Origin of the sequence: Labilibaculum manganireducens, from assembly GCF_963665805.2 — a bacterium.
In the GTDB taxonomy this organism is placed as follows: Bacteria; Bacteroidota; Bacteroidia; order Bacteroidales; family Marinifilaceae; genus Labilibaculum; species Labilibaculum manganireducens.
This window is the reverse complement of the sequence record NZ_CAXXEE010000003.1, coordinates 3120264-3133970: the sequence shown is the minus strand read 5'-3', so window position 1 is coordinate 3133970 and position 13707 is coordinate 3120264. Positions and strand designations below refer to the sequence as shown.

The following is a 13707-nucleotide window of genomic DNA, read 5'->3' as shown; positions in this document are numbered from 1 at the left end:
CCGCAAGGAAAAGCAATCCTGCGGGTTAAATCTTTGATAGTAAGAGTAAAAGCTATTTACTTAGTCGATCTAAAACGGTTTGAATTAGTTTTTTTATCGTTGGATGATAATCTTTACTGGCATCCTTAGTAATTCTATTCGCAATTATTGCACAAACGGCAACCGACTCATGTCCTAACATTGCAGAAAGCCCGAATATTGCAGAACTTTCCATTTCGTAATTGGTGATCTTCTCTCCTTTGTATTCGAATTTTTCGATTTTATCATTCAAATCAGGATCCAAAGTCTGAAGGCGAAGAACTCTGCCTTGAGGTCCGTAAAATCCATTTGCTGAGATAGTAACACCTCTTGTCATGTCGTCGCCATCTAGAATGTCCAACAGACTTTTTGAGGCAGGAACAACATAGGGAGAAGCTAGTTTTTGATCCCAATTTACAAACTTTTTAAATGCATCTTCGAAATCCAATTCGGATACGGAATCTCTGTCGGCATAAAAATTCAGCATCCCGTCAAAACCTATCGATTTGTTTGACAGCAGAAAGGAATCAACAGGAATATTTCCCTGTAAAGCTCCGGAAGTTCCAATTCTAACCAAATTTAAAGTGGAATGTTCTTTTTTAGGTGTTCGTGTTTCCAAATCGATGTTTACCAAAGCATCTAATTCGTTCACTACGATATCTATGTTGTCGGTACCAATTCCTGTTGAAAGAACAGAAAACCTTTTTCCTTTATAGCTTCCGGTTTTTGTTACAAACTCGCGGTTTGATATCGTACATTCCACACTGTCAAAATAACTTGCAACTAACTCTACGCGTCCGGGATCTCCAACGAGAATTACTGTGTCAGCAAGATGTTCCGGTTTAAGGTGTAAGTGAAAAACACTTCCGTCAGGATTTATTATTAATTCTGATGATTTTATTTTTTCCATGATTTTTAAAATTTACAAGAGTAAAGAGCCGAAAATATGTAAAAAAAATCAATCTGCAAACTAACTAAATAGTTTCTTTTGATAAGAGATGTGATTTTCAAAATTACACTTGCAATATTCTTCTAAATATGACATAATTGTAGTACATTTAACAGGAATTAGAAATATAATTGAAATACAAAATCATGAAGAAGCAACCTTATTTTTTAATTGTTCTAGGTATATTGGCCGTAATCCTGATCTTATCAGGATCAAGTATGTTTGTTACATTGCAACCGGGTGAACGAGGAGTTATTTTCCGTAAATTTTCGGGAGGATTAGATAAAGAGCATGTTGCTCAGCCAGGTTTCCATATTATTGCTCCTTGGAATAAAATGAATGTTTATGTGGTTCGTGAACAGAAAAGTGAAGAAACCATGGATGTTTTGGATAAAAGTGGTTTGTCGCTGAATATTGATGTATCTGTTCGATTTAATCCGGAGTACGATAAAATTGGATATTTGCATGAAGTCTTTGGTAAGGACTATATTAATCAACTTGTAATACCTGAGGTTCGTTCTTCGGTTAGACAGGTTGCAGGAAGGTACAATGCGGAAGAAATTTATTCCACAAGAAGAAAAGAGGTGGAAGATGCAATTATTCAGGAAACTTCATTAATTCTGCATAAGAATAACATTCAAATGAAGGCCTTGTTGATTCGTTCCATAAATCTTCCGGCAAAAATTAAAACAGCTATTGAAAGCAAATTGCAGCAGGAGCAAGAGGCTTTAGCCTATCAGTTTAGATTGGATAAAGAAAAAAGTGAGGCGGAAAGAAAACGTATCGCAGCAGATGGTGAAGCTGTTGCCAATAAGATTATCAACAGCAGTTTAACTGATGCCCTTTTGAAAATGCGTGGTATAGAAGCTACCATTAAACTTTCTGAATCTCCAAATGCTAAAGTGGTAGTAATTGGAAGCGGAAAAGATGGAATGCCATTAATTCTTGGAAATAATTAAGATTTTTCACTAAAATATAAAACCGCTTGAGCAATCAAGCGGTTTTTTTTGTCCGTATGCGAACAGCATTGTTTCGTAAACGTTCAGTTTATTCTTGTTCGAAAAACACTAAATGTCTGTAGATTAGCTGATGTTGTGTTGTTGGCATAGAATGTGATAGTAGGGTGGAGAGTTAACCACATTTTTTTTTGCTAAACCCCTATATGTTTATTACCACCATGAAGAGAGTGCTGTTACTGGTTTGCCAGATTACAATCGTATTCGCTTTGCCCGCACACGGCTTAGCACCCAAAAAAGAACTTACTGCTGTTCGAGTTACAACTAAACCTGTGATTGATGGAAATCTTACTGATGAAGTTTGGAAAGGTATTCCGGTTGCAGGCAATTTTATTCAGTATGAGCCTTCGAATGGAGAGCCTTCCAATTTTAAAACAGAGGTGAAAATTGTCTATACGGATCATTCCATTATTGTTGGTGTGATGATGTATGATAATAATCCTGCTGGGATTCTTAAAGAATTAAGTAAGCGGGATGATCTGAATAATACTGACTTCTTATCTTTGGTAATTGACCCTTTTAATACTGGATTGGATGCTTTTGAATTTATTGTAACTCCGGCAGGAGTGCAGTGGGACGCCAAAGTTGTTAAGGGGAACGAAGATTCAAGCTGGAATGCTGTTTGGAATAGTGCTGTCATTATTAATGAAAAAGGCTGGAGTACCGAAATGGAAATACCTTACTCCGCATTGCGCTTTCCGGCAAAAGAAATTCAGGAGTGGGGAATAAATATTGTTCGAAACATTCAGAGTGTACGTGAAAAAGTTACATGGAATTTTATTGATAAAGAAGAAGATGGCTGGGTAAGTCAGAGTGGCGTTATGAAAGGAATTGAGAATGTACATCCTCCTGTTCGCCTGTCATTTACACCTTATTTTTCTACCTATTTCGACAAATCTTCCGATAAATCGGCGGTTGATGTGAACTACCGGGGAGGAATGGATTTAAAATATGGAATCAACGAAAGTTACACCTTGGATATGATGCTGATTCCTGATTTTGGACAGGTGCAGTCGGATGATGAAATTCTGAATTTATCACCCTTTGAGGTTAAATTTGATGAGAACAGACAGTTCTTTACCGAGGCCACGGAGTTGTTTGACCGGGGAGAGATTTTCTATTCCCGCAGAATTGGTGGTCGTCCTGTTTATATGGATGATGTAGAAGAGCAGCTAAATGAGAATGAGGACATCACAGAAAATCCTATTGAGGCAAAAATTATTAATGCAACAAAAATTTCGGGCCGCAATGCAAAGGGATTGGGAATTGGTGTTTTTAATGCGATGACTAAAAATACCTATGCCGAAGTTACCGATACCCTTACAGGAGATAGCAGAAAGGTTAAAACGCAGCCATTTTCGAATTACAATATGTTGGTGTTCGATCAGAGTTTAAAAAATGAGTCGTATGTCAGTTTGTTTAATACAAATGTGTACATGCCTGAGTTGGATTATGTGGCGAATGTAAGCGGTACCGAGTTTGAATTCCGGAATAAAGAACGCTCGTATTGTTTAAAGGGCACGGGGATTGTTTCTGCACGGTTCGGCAAAGGGGAATCGGATGAAATCGGTCATTATCATGAGCTGGAGTTTGGTAGAATTAAGGGGAAATTTACCTGGGATTTTTACCACAGAATGATTTCGGATAAATACAATCCTAACGATATGGGGTATTTAAGCCGAAACAATCTAATCAATAATAATCTGGGTTTTTATTATAATAATTCAGAACCGAAAGGCAGTATTCTGGCACGAAATTGGAATTTACAATTTAATCATGAGGCAAGATATGCACCTGCAAGGTTTTCGCGCTTTACTATTTTTTATGATGCACATGTGAAATTTAAAAGTTATACCGATGTGGGCATTTATGGTAACTTCCGGCCATTGCATCAGTACGACTGGGATGAACCAAGAGTTGATGGATTAAAGTTGCGAAAAGGATCGTCGGCATTTGCAGGAGCATGGATTTCATCGGATTACAGGAAGGCATTTGCCATTGATGTTCGGGGTGAGTACGGCAAAAGATTGTCAAACGATAATTTACAGGTGTTTGAATTTGAGATTGAACCACGCTATCGTTTTAGTGATCGTTTTGTGATGAGTTATCAGTTGGAGTGGGGAAGGAATTTGAATGATTTGGGTTATGTTGATGATGAAGAAATTAATGGCAAAACAACAGTTTATATCGGAGACAGAACTAATTCTTATTTGGAGAATAAGCTCACCGGAAGTTTTATTTTCAACAATAAAAGCTCGTTAAGCATGAAGGTAAGGCATTATTGGGCAAAAGCGGAATACAACAGTTTTTATACTTTGCGATCGGATGGAGGCTTAAATTCCACAGATTACAATGAGAACAACGACATCAATTTTAACAACTTTACTATTGACATGGTGTACTCGTGGAGATTTGCTCCGGGAAGTGAATTAGCAGTAGTCTGGAAGAACACAATATTTAGCGAAGATGATAAAATTGCTCATCGTTTTGTGAATAATCTGAAGAATACATTTGATGCAACGCAGTTTAACAGTCTGTCTGTTAAAGTGATTTATTATATCGACTATATGTCGTTAAAACGAAAAGGTTAATAGCCTGCTTAAATTTTGCAGATGTAACTTGCTGCAAAAGCTGATAGAAAATTTGCTTTGTGATTAGGGGGATTTCTGCAGGGCAAGAGTATTTTTTTACTAGTGTGATTAGTTAGTTGTAAGTAATGATGGTAAAAAGCAGTAAACGAAAGTTTGCTGCTTTTGTATTTAAGTTTAAATTTGTACAAAAAAAATAGAAATACGATGATACAAAGAATTCAGTCTTTATACCTGTTTGGGAGTTTTATTTTAATTGCAGTGATGTTCTTTTTTCCCTTAGCGGAATTGGTAGATGTATCGGGTGCAGTATACCAATTTTTATACCGTGGAATTCCTGCTTTGCAGGAAGGAGAGCCTGCCGTTTTTAATGCCATGCCGGTTGCTATCTTGTTAAGCATTATTGCCTTAATTAGTTTCGTTACTATTTTCTTATTCAAGAAAAGAATGCTGCAGATTCGTTTAACGGTGTTCAATATGATTTGCATGATTGGTGCAATGGGATTGATCTATTACAGCATAAGCAGTCAGGCAACTGAATTAAATGCCATTCCAACTTACAGCTTAATCAACGCATTTCCCTTGGTTGCATTGGTGTTGAGCTATTTGGCAATACGCGAAATTGGTAAAGATGAAGCTTTAATCCGCTCGATGGATCGGATTCGGTGAGCGCCTAAAATAAACTAACAAAACCGGCTCAAAAGGCCGGTTTTTTGTTGGTTATTAGTTAAGACTTATCAGTAAATCTTAATTTGGTGAATTTCTCCCTTTCAGGGGAGATCCCGACAGGGAGAGGGGTGTTTTGGTCTCATATTTTAAATTTCACTTCTCTTTTGCTCTTTTGTCTTCAAGCCAGACGGGCTGTTCTTTTATCATCACCATAAAAGAACCAAAAGGGCTAGGCTGCAGTTCTTTGTTACCCATTACGGTTCAAAGTCTAAACAGAATAATATTCTCTCGTACCTCGCTCATGGAATTCTGTTTTTAACGCCTTTTTCACCTATGGGGCCCACCGTCGAACTGAATGCCAATTGGTGCGCTGATTGATGGATCGGATTCGGTAAGCACCTAAAATAAACTAACAAAACCGGCTCAAAAGGCCGGTTTTGTTTGTTAAGAGTTATCAGTAAATCTTAATTTGGTGAATTTCTCCCTTTTTAGGGGAGATACCGACAGGGAGAGGGGTGTTTTGGATGATCGTAAAGCAGAGATCAGTAAGCAGTCTCAATTCTCTTTTGACCTTCGACTTTTCCAGACCCTTCAAGACCTTTGGACTATTCCAGACCCTTCCAGATTTTTCCTACCCTTTCGACTTTTTAATTTTTTCCTTGGTTTTCTTTTTCATTACCGAGTAGCCAAAACGACCGATTAGCTCTCCCAATTCGAAGTAGTGACCGTGCGAGTAAACCAATGGTCCTGATTTGGCCAGTGAGAATTCCCCTTTTTCGTTGATGTATCGTTCATCGGCTTGAACGTTTACCACTTCGGCCATAAACATATCGTGCGAACCCAATTCAACTATTTTAGTCACCTTGCACTCTATGCTCAGTGGCGATTCCTCGATAATGGGAGCTGATATTTCTTTCGATTTGCCGGGCGTAAGTTTCATTTCCTTGAATTTGTCGAAATCCTTGCCCGATTTTACACCGCACCAATCGGTAGCGAATGCCAAATCTTTTGTGGTAAGGTTGATTACAAATTCGCCGCTTTCTTTTATGATGTTGTAGGAGTGACGGTTCTTGCGAACAGATATGTAACACATGGCCGGATCGGAGCAAATGGTTCCTGTCCAGGCAATGGTGATGATGTTGTAATTTTCGGGTGTGCTGCCACAGCTTACCATTACGGCAGGCAGGGGATAAACCATGGTTCCGGGTTTCCAGTGTTGTTTTGTCATACTTGTAGCGTTTTAGTGACGCAAAATTACAAATAACTGTTTCTTTACCGATAAGATGCACACAATTAATCCAAACAAATTCAAATTTCCTTACATTTGCTTCACACAAACACAGGCAGGCCGATTGCTTTGCCGAAACAACAAAAAACATGAACAAGGATATTGAAAATATACAGATAGACGCGCAAAAGTTCGAAAGTGAAGGGGATTTTCGTTCTGCCTTAGAGAAATACAAAGAAATTGCGGTGTTGGATAAAGACAATGCAGAAGCTCATTTTAAGGTAGGCGAAATGCATCACCAGTTGGGCGAGCTGCCAAAAGCTCTAAGCGCCTATATTCGGGTTACCGATCTGCAGCCAGATCATAAAAAGGCAAACGTAAAAATAGAGATGATTCAATCCATCATGAATTTTTTCAATCCCGATTTGTACAATCCTTAAAAATGGATTGGGTGTAAGAATTACAAAAGCCTAACAATTTTGGATTGTTAGGCTTTATTTTCAGTGCTAAATCTTATGAAATGTAAAATCATTTCGCGGATTTTTTTTTCTTAAGTTAGTTTGTTAGACTAATGATACTGGCTCTATAATAAGGGGGCATTTTATTACCATACACATCCTCATATTCAATATAGGTTGATACGTTTTGTTTAAATATGTCATACTCCTTCTTCATATCTAAATAGCTTTTCTTTTTTGGTGCTTTAGCTAAATGTTGCTTGTCAATAATTCCCAAGATGATTTCTTCTCCAGCACTTAGATAATATTTATCTGCTGTGAAATAAATATAGTTTTCCCAATATTCTGAAGGAATTGGAAATGCTTTTGGAAATCCATTAAATACCAAATTGGTTGCTTTATTTGTGAATTGTATTTTAGTAATGACTGCTGGTGCATTACCATAATTTTTCATTTTCATTCCACATTGCTTTTCGCCAGATCTGGAGATAGTTGAAATAAGGGGCTTTACAGAATTTCTTGAAATTTTTCGGGTTAGTAGTATAGAGACAATTGCAGTGATAAGAGCACAAATACCAACGAATAAGGAAATTAAATCACTCCAGTTAAGGGAACTTGTTTCGATTGGGATAGTCATGATATAGTAGTTTAGGGTTAAGGTTAAACCAAATGTAAAGCTTTATTATGTTGTTGCAAAATATTGTTAAGTGTTTTTATTGTCTTGAAACACACAAGCTTCTCTATTAAAACAAGCACATTCAATTTACCTCTGAAAGGATATAATCGTTATAGATTGGAAAATCTCCTCGATACATTCAAAGCCCCCACCAAACACTCACGAGCACCATCTTCACTCAGTAAAAGCCCTGCTCGTAAAATTGGGGTGGCATAGTTAACGAACTAAAAGCCCGGTTTGTACTGTTTTGGTGGGCATCTTAACCTGCTGTTTGCCCTGCCGGCAATTTTTGGAGCGATGCCCGCACAAGTGTGAGCCTGCATCGCAATGTTGGCATTGAGGCTTGCAGTGGTGCAGGAGGCGTTCGTAAAAGCGGGAAGCAGGCTGGCAGGTTTGCCGGAGGCAAAAGCAAATTTACCAGGTAGGTTGGCAGTGGTGCGGGATATCAGCAAGGCAGTGTGGTGAGGGTTTTCATCAATGCAGGGCACGAAAGCAAAAGTGCCGGCAGGGCTCCAGGCAATGCAGGGCTGCTTCGTTTAAGACTTAATTTGGATACCCACAAAGGGAAATGGTGGTTTTTTACTGTTTATTTTTAGTATAAATAAGAAATTGGCAGTTGTGTATGCTTATGTTTTACTGGTGTTTTGTAAGGCTACGGTGGTGGGCTTGGCATGATTATTAAGTTGTTTTGTGTGTAAAACAAAATAAATTTACTTATTGTCTTTTTTATTGAGTGATAAAATGATAATTTAGATAGCTGTAATATTAACGTAATATATTTACTTCATGATTAAGTATCCATTGTTTTACCGCATGCGCATAGCGGAATACCTAACTTTTACGGCTCGTGTTTACAGTTTAATAACAAATACTGTTACAGACAGTGTTAGTTTGGAGCCATTTAAAAGCAGAATCGAGAAATCGAAAGGCAGACTTGAGGAATCGGGCAAAAAAGTGAACACGCAGTTGTTAACTATAAATGTGACCGAATGCGACAGCAGGAGAGATCAGGCAATGATTGCCTTTGCAACTTATGCTGAGGCTTGTTCGAAACGTTTAAATCCTGTTGTTAGTGGAGCAGGCAAAGCAATTCTGAACGAAATAGTAAGTTATGGCAGTGGCATTACCCGTCGCCCGATGTTAGAGGAATCGGCTATTCTTGTTGCTTTGTTTGCAAAAATAAAGAACAGTCCGTTTTTAAGCGAGTGTTTGCAAAACATGCTTGGACAGCTATGGTTGGAAGAGCTTGAAAAAGCGGAACAGGAATTTACCGAAGCGGTTGAGGCAAGAGGGAATGCGAAATTGGATCGGAACGAGGAGATTGGTGGTGAGATGTGTAAAGAAATCAGGAATGAGTTTGAGACTTTCTTTAAATATTTAGATGTGATGTGCGATTTAAATACAGATGCTGCTTATTCGAAATTGGCGAAAGAAATAAACATTGTATCGGAAGAAACCAATGCACTTTTACTGCAGCGTGCAGGGCGGTCTGCTAAGGATGTTGTTGAAGAAATCAGCGCAGGCGAATAGTTTTTTTTTGTTTTATGGGTTGGATACCATTTTGGTATCTGGGGTTAGTACCGGAGGCATTCATTTGTTTCCGGTATTTTTTATGCTTTAAATCAGTTGTATCGATGCTTTTTTTAAAGCTTGAAAATCTTTACCGGTTGCTCGATTCCCGCTCAATCAGTTTTACCGGCAATACGATGGTTTCCTGATGATTTCCGGTTTTGTTGGTGATAATGTCGAGCAGTAATTCGGTTGCTTTGGTGCCAACATCAAAACCCGATTGCTCAATGGTGGTTAGCGAAGGGCTGACATACTCGGAGAAAGGTTCGTTGCTGAATCCAACAACAGCCAGATCTTCAGGAATTCGAAGTCCTATTTCTTTGGCATAAAGAATAATGCTGAGAGCTGAAATATCGTTGGCTGCAAATATGGCATCCGGACGATTGGGCGAGTCCAGCAATTTTTTTGCGCACGCTTCGCCGTCTTCGCGGGTTAACAGACTTTCAATAATCAGTTCTTCTTCAATTTCAAAATTGTGCTTGCGCAGTGCTTTTAAGTATCCCTGCAAACGGTTAATGTAAATGTTTAAATGCTGCGGACCGCCAATGTGGGCAATTCGTTTGCATCCTTTCGAAATCAGGTGTTCGGCAGCAATAAAGCCGCCTTTAAAGTCATCAACCACCACCTGGCTGGTTTCCAGTTCGTCGCAAACCCGGTCGAAAAACACCAAAGGGATGTTTCTGTCGGTGAAGGTTTTGTAATGCTCAAAGTTTTCGGTGTTGATGGCTATCGATGAAATCACGCCATCAACCCTGCTGGCAAAAAGAGTTTGCACACAATCGGCTTCTCTGGCTTCCTGATCGTTCGACTGGCAAATAATAACATTGTAGCCTCTGGTTCGGGCCAATTCCTCGATACCGGTAATGGCCGAAGAAAAGAAGTACCTGCTGATTCGGGGAATAATAACACCAATGGTGTTTGTGCAACTGGTGCGCAAATTAGATGCCAGGGCATTGGGTTGGTAGCCCAGTTGTCTGGCCATGTCGCGAACGGCTTTTTTTGTTTTTTCGCTAATTCTGGAATTGTCGTTGAGAGCTCTGGATACGGTAGAACCAGATATATTTAAAGCTCTTGCGATATCGTGTATTGTTGTGTGACTCTCTTTTTTCATGTTCCGGTTATGTAGCTTGTAATCCAATACAAAGATGCATATTATTTTTACATTCGTGTAATAAAAGTGCAATAAAGGGTAATCGATTGCACAGTATTTAGTTTGATTTATTATTTTTTTATTGATTAAAATGGTGTTGGTAATCAATGTTTACTGATGGTTTGATGCTTTGGTGCCGATGATGTTTTTAGTTAAAAAAAATAAATACAGACAATCGATTGCACAAATCAATTACATTTTATTACTTTGCATGAGGCAGACAGGTAATATCCTGCCTGGAATAAATATCAAAAAAGATTGTACTAATTTATAAAATAAAGACCATGGGTTTGAAATACGAAGAAAGATATGCAACTCATCCTGCTGATGCGAAGAGTTACGATACTACTCGATTAAGAGATGAGTATTTGGTTCAGAATTTAATGGAAGAAGGAAGCATTAATTTGACTTACTCTCAGTACGATAGAATTATTGTAGGTGGTGCAGTTCCAGTAAAAGAAGCATTGACATTGGAAGCGATCGATCCTTTAAAAGCTGACTACTTTTTGGAAAGAAGAGAGTTGGGTATTGTGAATGTTGGCGGAAAAGGAAGCGTAAGTGTTGACGGTGCAGTTTATGAGCTGGACTACAAAGAGGCTCTTTATGTGGGAAAAGGAAATAAGGAAATTGTTTTTGCAAGTGCAGATGCGGCTTCTCCTGCTCATTTTTATTTAAACTCTGCTCCTGCACACGAGATTTTTCCAAATGTGAAAATCGGACACGAAGATGCTATTGTGGTTGAGTTGGGCGAGCCTGAAAATTCGAACCGCAGAACATTGCGCAAATTAATTGTTTCGGATACAATTAAAACAAATCAGCTGCAAATGGGAATGACCGAGTTGCATCCCGGAAGTGTTTGGAATACAATGCCGGCACATACTCACAGCAGAAGAATGGAGGCTTACTTCTATTTTGAAGTACCAAAAGGACAGGCTATTTGTCACTTTATGGGTGATCCTAAAGAAACCCGTCACATTTGGATGGCAAATGAAGAAGCTGTTTTCTCGCCTACATGGTCGATTCACTCGGCAGCAGGAACAAGTAACTACACATTTATTTGGGGAATGGGCGGCGAAAACCTGAATTACGGCGATATGGATATTTGTCAGCCGGATGAATTGCGTTAGTATAAAACAGGTTGTATATAATTAAGATATAAGTTATGATTTTGGATTTATTTAAGTTGGACGGCAAGGTTGCTTTGGTAACCGGTGCTACTCATGGTATTGGAATGGCTATCGCTACAGCATTGGCTGAAGCAGGTGCTCAGATTGTTGTAAATGATATTTCGAAAGAAAATCTGGATCGCGGAATTGCTGATTACGCAAAAAAAGGCATTGATTGTAAAGGTTATATTTTCGATGTAACAGATGAGGCCGGAGTTATCGCAGGTGTTGACAAAATAGAGGCAGAAGTTGGACCAATTGGAATTTTGGTAAACAATGCCGGTATCATTATGCGTGTGCCAATGCAGGATATGGAAGTGAAAGATTACCGTAAGGTGGTTGATATCGACTTGGTTGGTCCTTTCATCATGGGTAAATATGTTGGACGTAAAATGATTGAGCGCCGCGAAGGTAAAATCATCAATATTTGTTCGATGATGAGTGAGTTGGGGCGTAACGACGTTTGTGCTTATGCATCGGCAAAAGGCGGTTTAAAAATGTTGACTAAGAATATGGCTACTGAGTGGGCAAAATATGGTATTCAGACCAATGGAATCGGACCTGGATATTTTGCAACATCACAAACTGCAGCTATCCGCGAAGACGGTCATCCTTTTAATGATTTCATTATTAACAGAACGCCTGCAGCACGTTGGGGAGATCCTGAAGATTTGGGCGGAACAGCAGTATTCCTTGCATCAAAAGCATCCGATTTTGTAAACGGACATGTTGTTTATGTTGATGGTGGTATTTTGGCAACCATCGGCAAACCATCAAACGAAAAATAATTGTTAGATAATATAGATTATTAGTTAGTTGTGTGAAAGAATAGGAAGAGTAATGTGAATTGATGCTCTTCTTATTCTTTTTTTTCATTCAGTTCGTAGGTTTTTTAAGATCTAAATTTTTGTAAAATGAAGAGATATAGTTTTGTTATTGCCGTTTTAGCAAGCTTTTTAAGTGCATGTACTTCGTCTCCTGTTCTTCAATTAAAGAACAATACGGCTAAGGCCCGAAAAGATGCACCTGTTGTAATTAGCAGGATGGAAGTTCAGAAATTAACAGGAGAAATTCCTAATGAGAAATTCCCGGTTGTTACTGATGAAAAAGGAACTGTAATTCCTTCGCAGATTGATGATTTAGACAGAGATGGAAAATGGGATGAATTGGCTTTGGTTTGCGATTTTGAAGCAAAAGAGGTGAAAAAATTGAATGTGAATTTTGTATCGTATGACAAGATTCCTGAATATACCGTACGTACCAATGTGCGTTTGGGAGTTGGTTCCATTGAAGGGGGATTCGAAGGTGTTGATCATGCAGTTTCTCCAAAAGGATTTACCGGAGTTCCAATAAGTTATCAGGCCGAAAGTGTGAGTTGGGAAAACGATTTGATGGGTTTTCGTGATTATTTCGACTGCAGAAATGCTAAGGATTTATTCGGAAAGCTTCAGCCTGAAATGATTATGGATAATATCGGAACCAAAGAAAGTACTAGTTACCATGAACTAAGCAGTTGGGGAATGGATATTTTACACGTTGGTCCATCCTTAGGTGCCGGAGGTTTGGCCTTGTTTCATCAAGATTCTTTATACCGTTTGGGATCAACCGATAAATTCGAATTTCAACTGGTAACAAAAGGACCGGTTCGTTCTATTTTTGAATTGAATTACGGCGGATGGAATGTGGATGGCAAAAGCCTGAGTGCGCAAGAGAAAATAACTGTTTGGGCCGGTAAATATTGGTTTCAGAGTGATGTTACCGTAGGCGGATTGGATGAAGAATCGGAATTGGCAGTTGGGATTGTAACCAGCTACTTAAGAGAAAAGAAACCATTTTCGTTTACAGCAAACAATCAATTTGAGGCAATTGCAACCCACGATATTCAATCGATGAATAATGACTGTCTGGCAATGGGAGTTTTATTTCCATCGGATAGTAAGGTGAGAATTGGTGATGCTCCTGTTTTGAGCGAAGAGGTAAGCAATGGAAGCCGTTGGAATCAACCTGTTGGTTTAACACACTTTGTAACTCAGAAAATCAATAACAACAAAAGTGCAACGCACTACTTTTTTGCCGCCTGGGAGTTGGAAAATAAAAAGTGGGCAGAACAGGAAAATTTTGAAAATCTGATGAAAAGTCAGGCTGATGAATTGAGTTCGCCTGTTGTTGTAAGCATTAAATAAGTATTTTTTTACTGAACCCAATTTTGTAAAAATTGTG

The 13707-nt window shown here is 38.7% G+C and carries 12 protein-coding genes; 8 read left to right on the top strand and 4 right to left on the bottom strand.

Annotated features, from left to right (window positions below):
• Window positions 1-52 precede the first annotated feature (52 nt).
• Window positions 53-928: a nucleoside phosphorylase gene (locus ACHZAX_RS12215; RefSeq protein WP_320019312.1), complete on the bottom strand. Its 876-nt coding sequence runs from the start codon at window positions 926-928 to the stop codon at window positions 53-55.
• A 185-nt stretch (window positions 929-1113) separates the two neighbouring features.
• Here ACHZAX_RS12215 and ACHZAX_RS12210 point away from each other — a divergent pair, with 185 nt between their 5' ends.
• From ACHZAX_RS12210 to ACHZAX_RS12200, 3 genes are all read left to right on the top strand, one after another.
• A complete protein-coding gene (locus ACHZAX_RS12210; protein ID WP_101308009.1) occupies window positions 1114-1926 on the top strand; it encodes a prohibitin family protein in 813 nt (270 codons plus the stop codon).
• 218 nt (window positions 1927-2144) lie between these two features.
• Complete coding sequence (locus ACHZAX_RS12205; protein ID WP_320019311.1) at window positions 2145-4574, top strand: DUF5916 domain-containing protein; 2430 nt, start codon at window positions 2145-2147, stop codon at window positions 4572-4574.
• Window positions 4575-4778: 204 nt separating this feature from the next.
• Entirely contained in the window at window positions 4779-5240 is a 462-nt protein-coding gene (locus ACHZAX_RS12200; RefSeq protein WP_320019310.1) for a DUF4293 domain-containing protein, read from the top strand.
• Between the two features lie 631 nt (window positions 5241-5871).
• On the opposite strand, the gene ACHZAX_RS12195 is transcribed toward ACHZAX_RS12200, so the two are convergent.
• The gene (locus ACHZAX_RS12195; RefSeq protein ID WP_320019309.1) at window positions 5872-6468 is read right to left on the bottom strand and encodes a flavin reductase family protein; all 597 of its coding nucleotides are present in this window, start codon (window positions 6466-6468) and stop codon (window positions 5872-5874) included.
• A gap of 149 nt (window positions 6469-6617) precedes the next feature.
• Between ACHZAX_RS12195 and ACHZAX_RS12190 the strand changes: the two genes are divergently transcribed.
• Complete coding sequence (locus ACHZAX_RS12190) at window positions 6618-6908, top strand: tetratricopeptide repeat protein (protein WP_101308005.1); 291 nt, start codon at window positions 6618-6620, stop codon at window positions 6906-6908.
• Between the two features lie 115 nt (window positions 6909-7023).
• Here ACHZAX_RS12190 and ACHZAX_RS12185 read toward each other — a convergent pair whose 3' ends face one another.
• On the bottom strand, window positions 7024-7563 hold the full coding sequence (locus tag ACHZAX_RS12185) for a hypothetical protein (protein WP_101308004.1): 540 nt from the start codon (window positions 7561-7563) through the stop codon (window positions 7024-7026).
• 825 nt (window positions 7564-8388) lie between these two features.
• Between ACHZAX_RS12185 and ACHZAX_RS12180 the strand changes: the two genes are divergently transcribed.
• A complete protein-coding gene (locus tag ACHZAX_RS12180) occupies window positions 8389-9132 on the top strand; it encodes a DUF6261 family protein (protein WP_101308003.1) in 744 nt (247 codons plus the stop codon).
• 130 nt (window positions 9133-9262) lie between these two features.
• Here ACHZAX_RS12180 and ACHZAX_RS12175 read toward each other — a convergent pair whose 3' ends face one another.
• Window positions 9263-10282 (bottom strand): LacI family DNA-binding transcriptional regulator, encoded by a 1020-nt coding sequence (locus ACHZAX_RS12175; protein WP_101308002.1) that lies wholly within the window; start codon window positions 10280-10282, stop codon window positions 9263-9265.
• A 323-nt stretch (window positions 10283-10605) separates the two neighbouring features.
• Here ACHZAX_RS12175 and kduI point away from each other — a divergent pair, with 323 nt between their 5' ends.
• The 3 genes from kduI (at window position 10606) to ACHZAX_RS12160 (ending at window position 13670) form a co-directional block, all read left to right on the top strand.
• The gene (gene kduI, locus ACHZAX_RS12170; protein WP_101308001.1) at window positions 10606-11448 is read left to right on the top strand and encodes a 5-dehydro-4-deoxy-D-glucuronate isomerase; all 843 of its coding nucleotides are present in this window, start codon (window positions 10606-10608) and stop codon (window positions 11446-11448) included.
• A gap of 35 nt (window positions 11449-11483) precedes the next feature.
• On the top strand, window positions 11484-12275 hold the full coding sequence (locus ACHZAX_RS12165; protein ID WP_180327161.1) for a gluconate 5-dehydrogenase: 792 nt from the start codon (window positions 11484-11486) through the stop codon (window positions 12273-12275).
• A gap of 126 nt (window positions 12276-12401) precedes the next feature.
• Window positions 12402-13670 (top strand): DUF4861 domain-containing protein, encoded by a 1269-nt coding sequence (locus ACHZAX_RS12160; protein WP_320019308.1) that lies wholly within the window; start codon window positions 12402-12404, stop codon window positions 13668-13670.
• Window positions 13671-13707 lie beyond the last annotated feature (37 nt).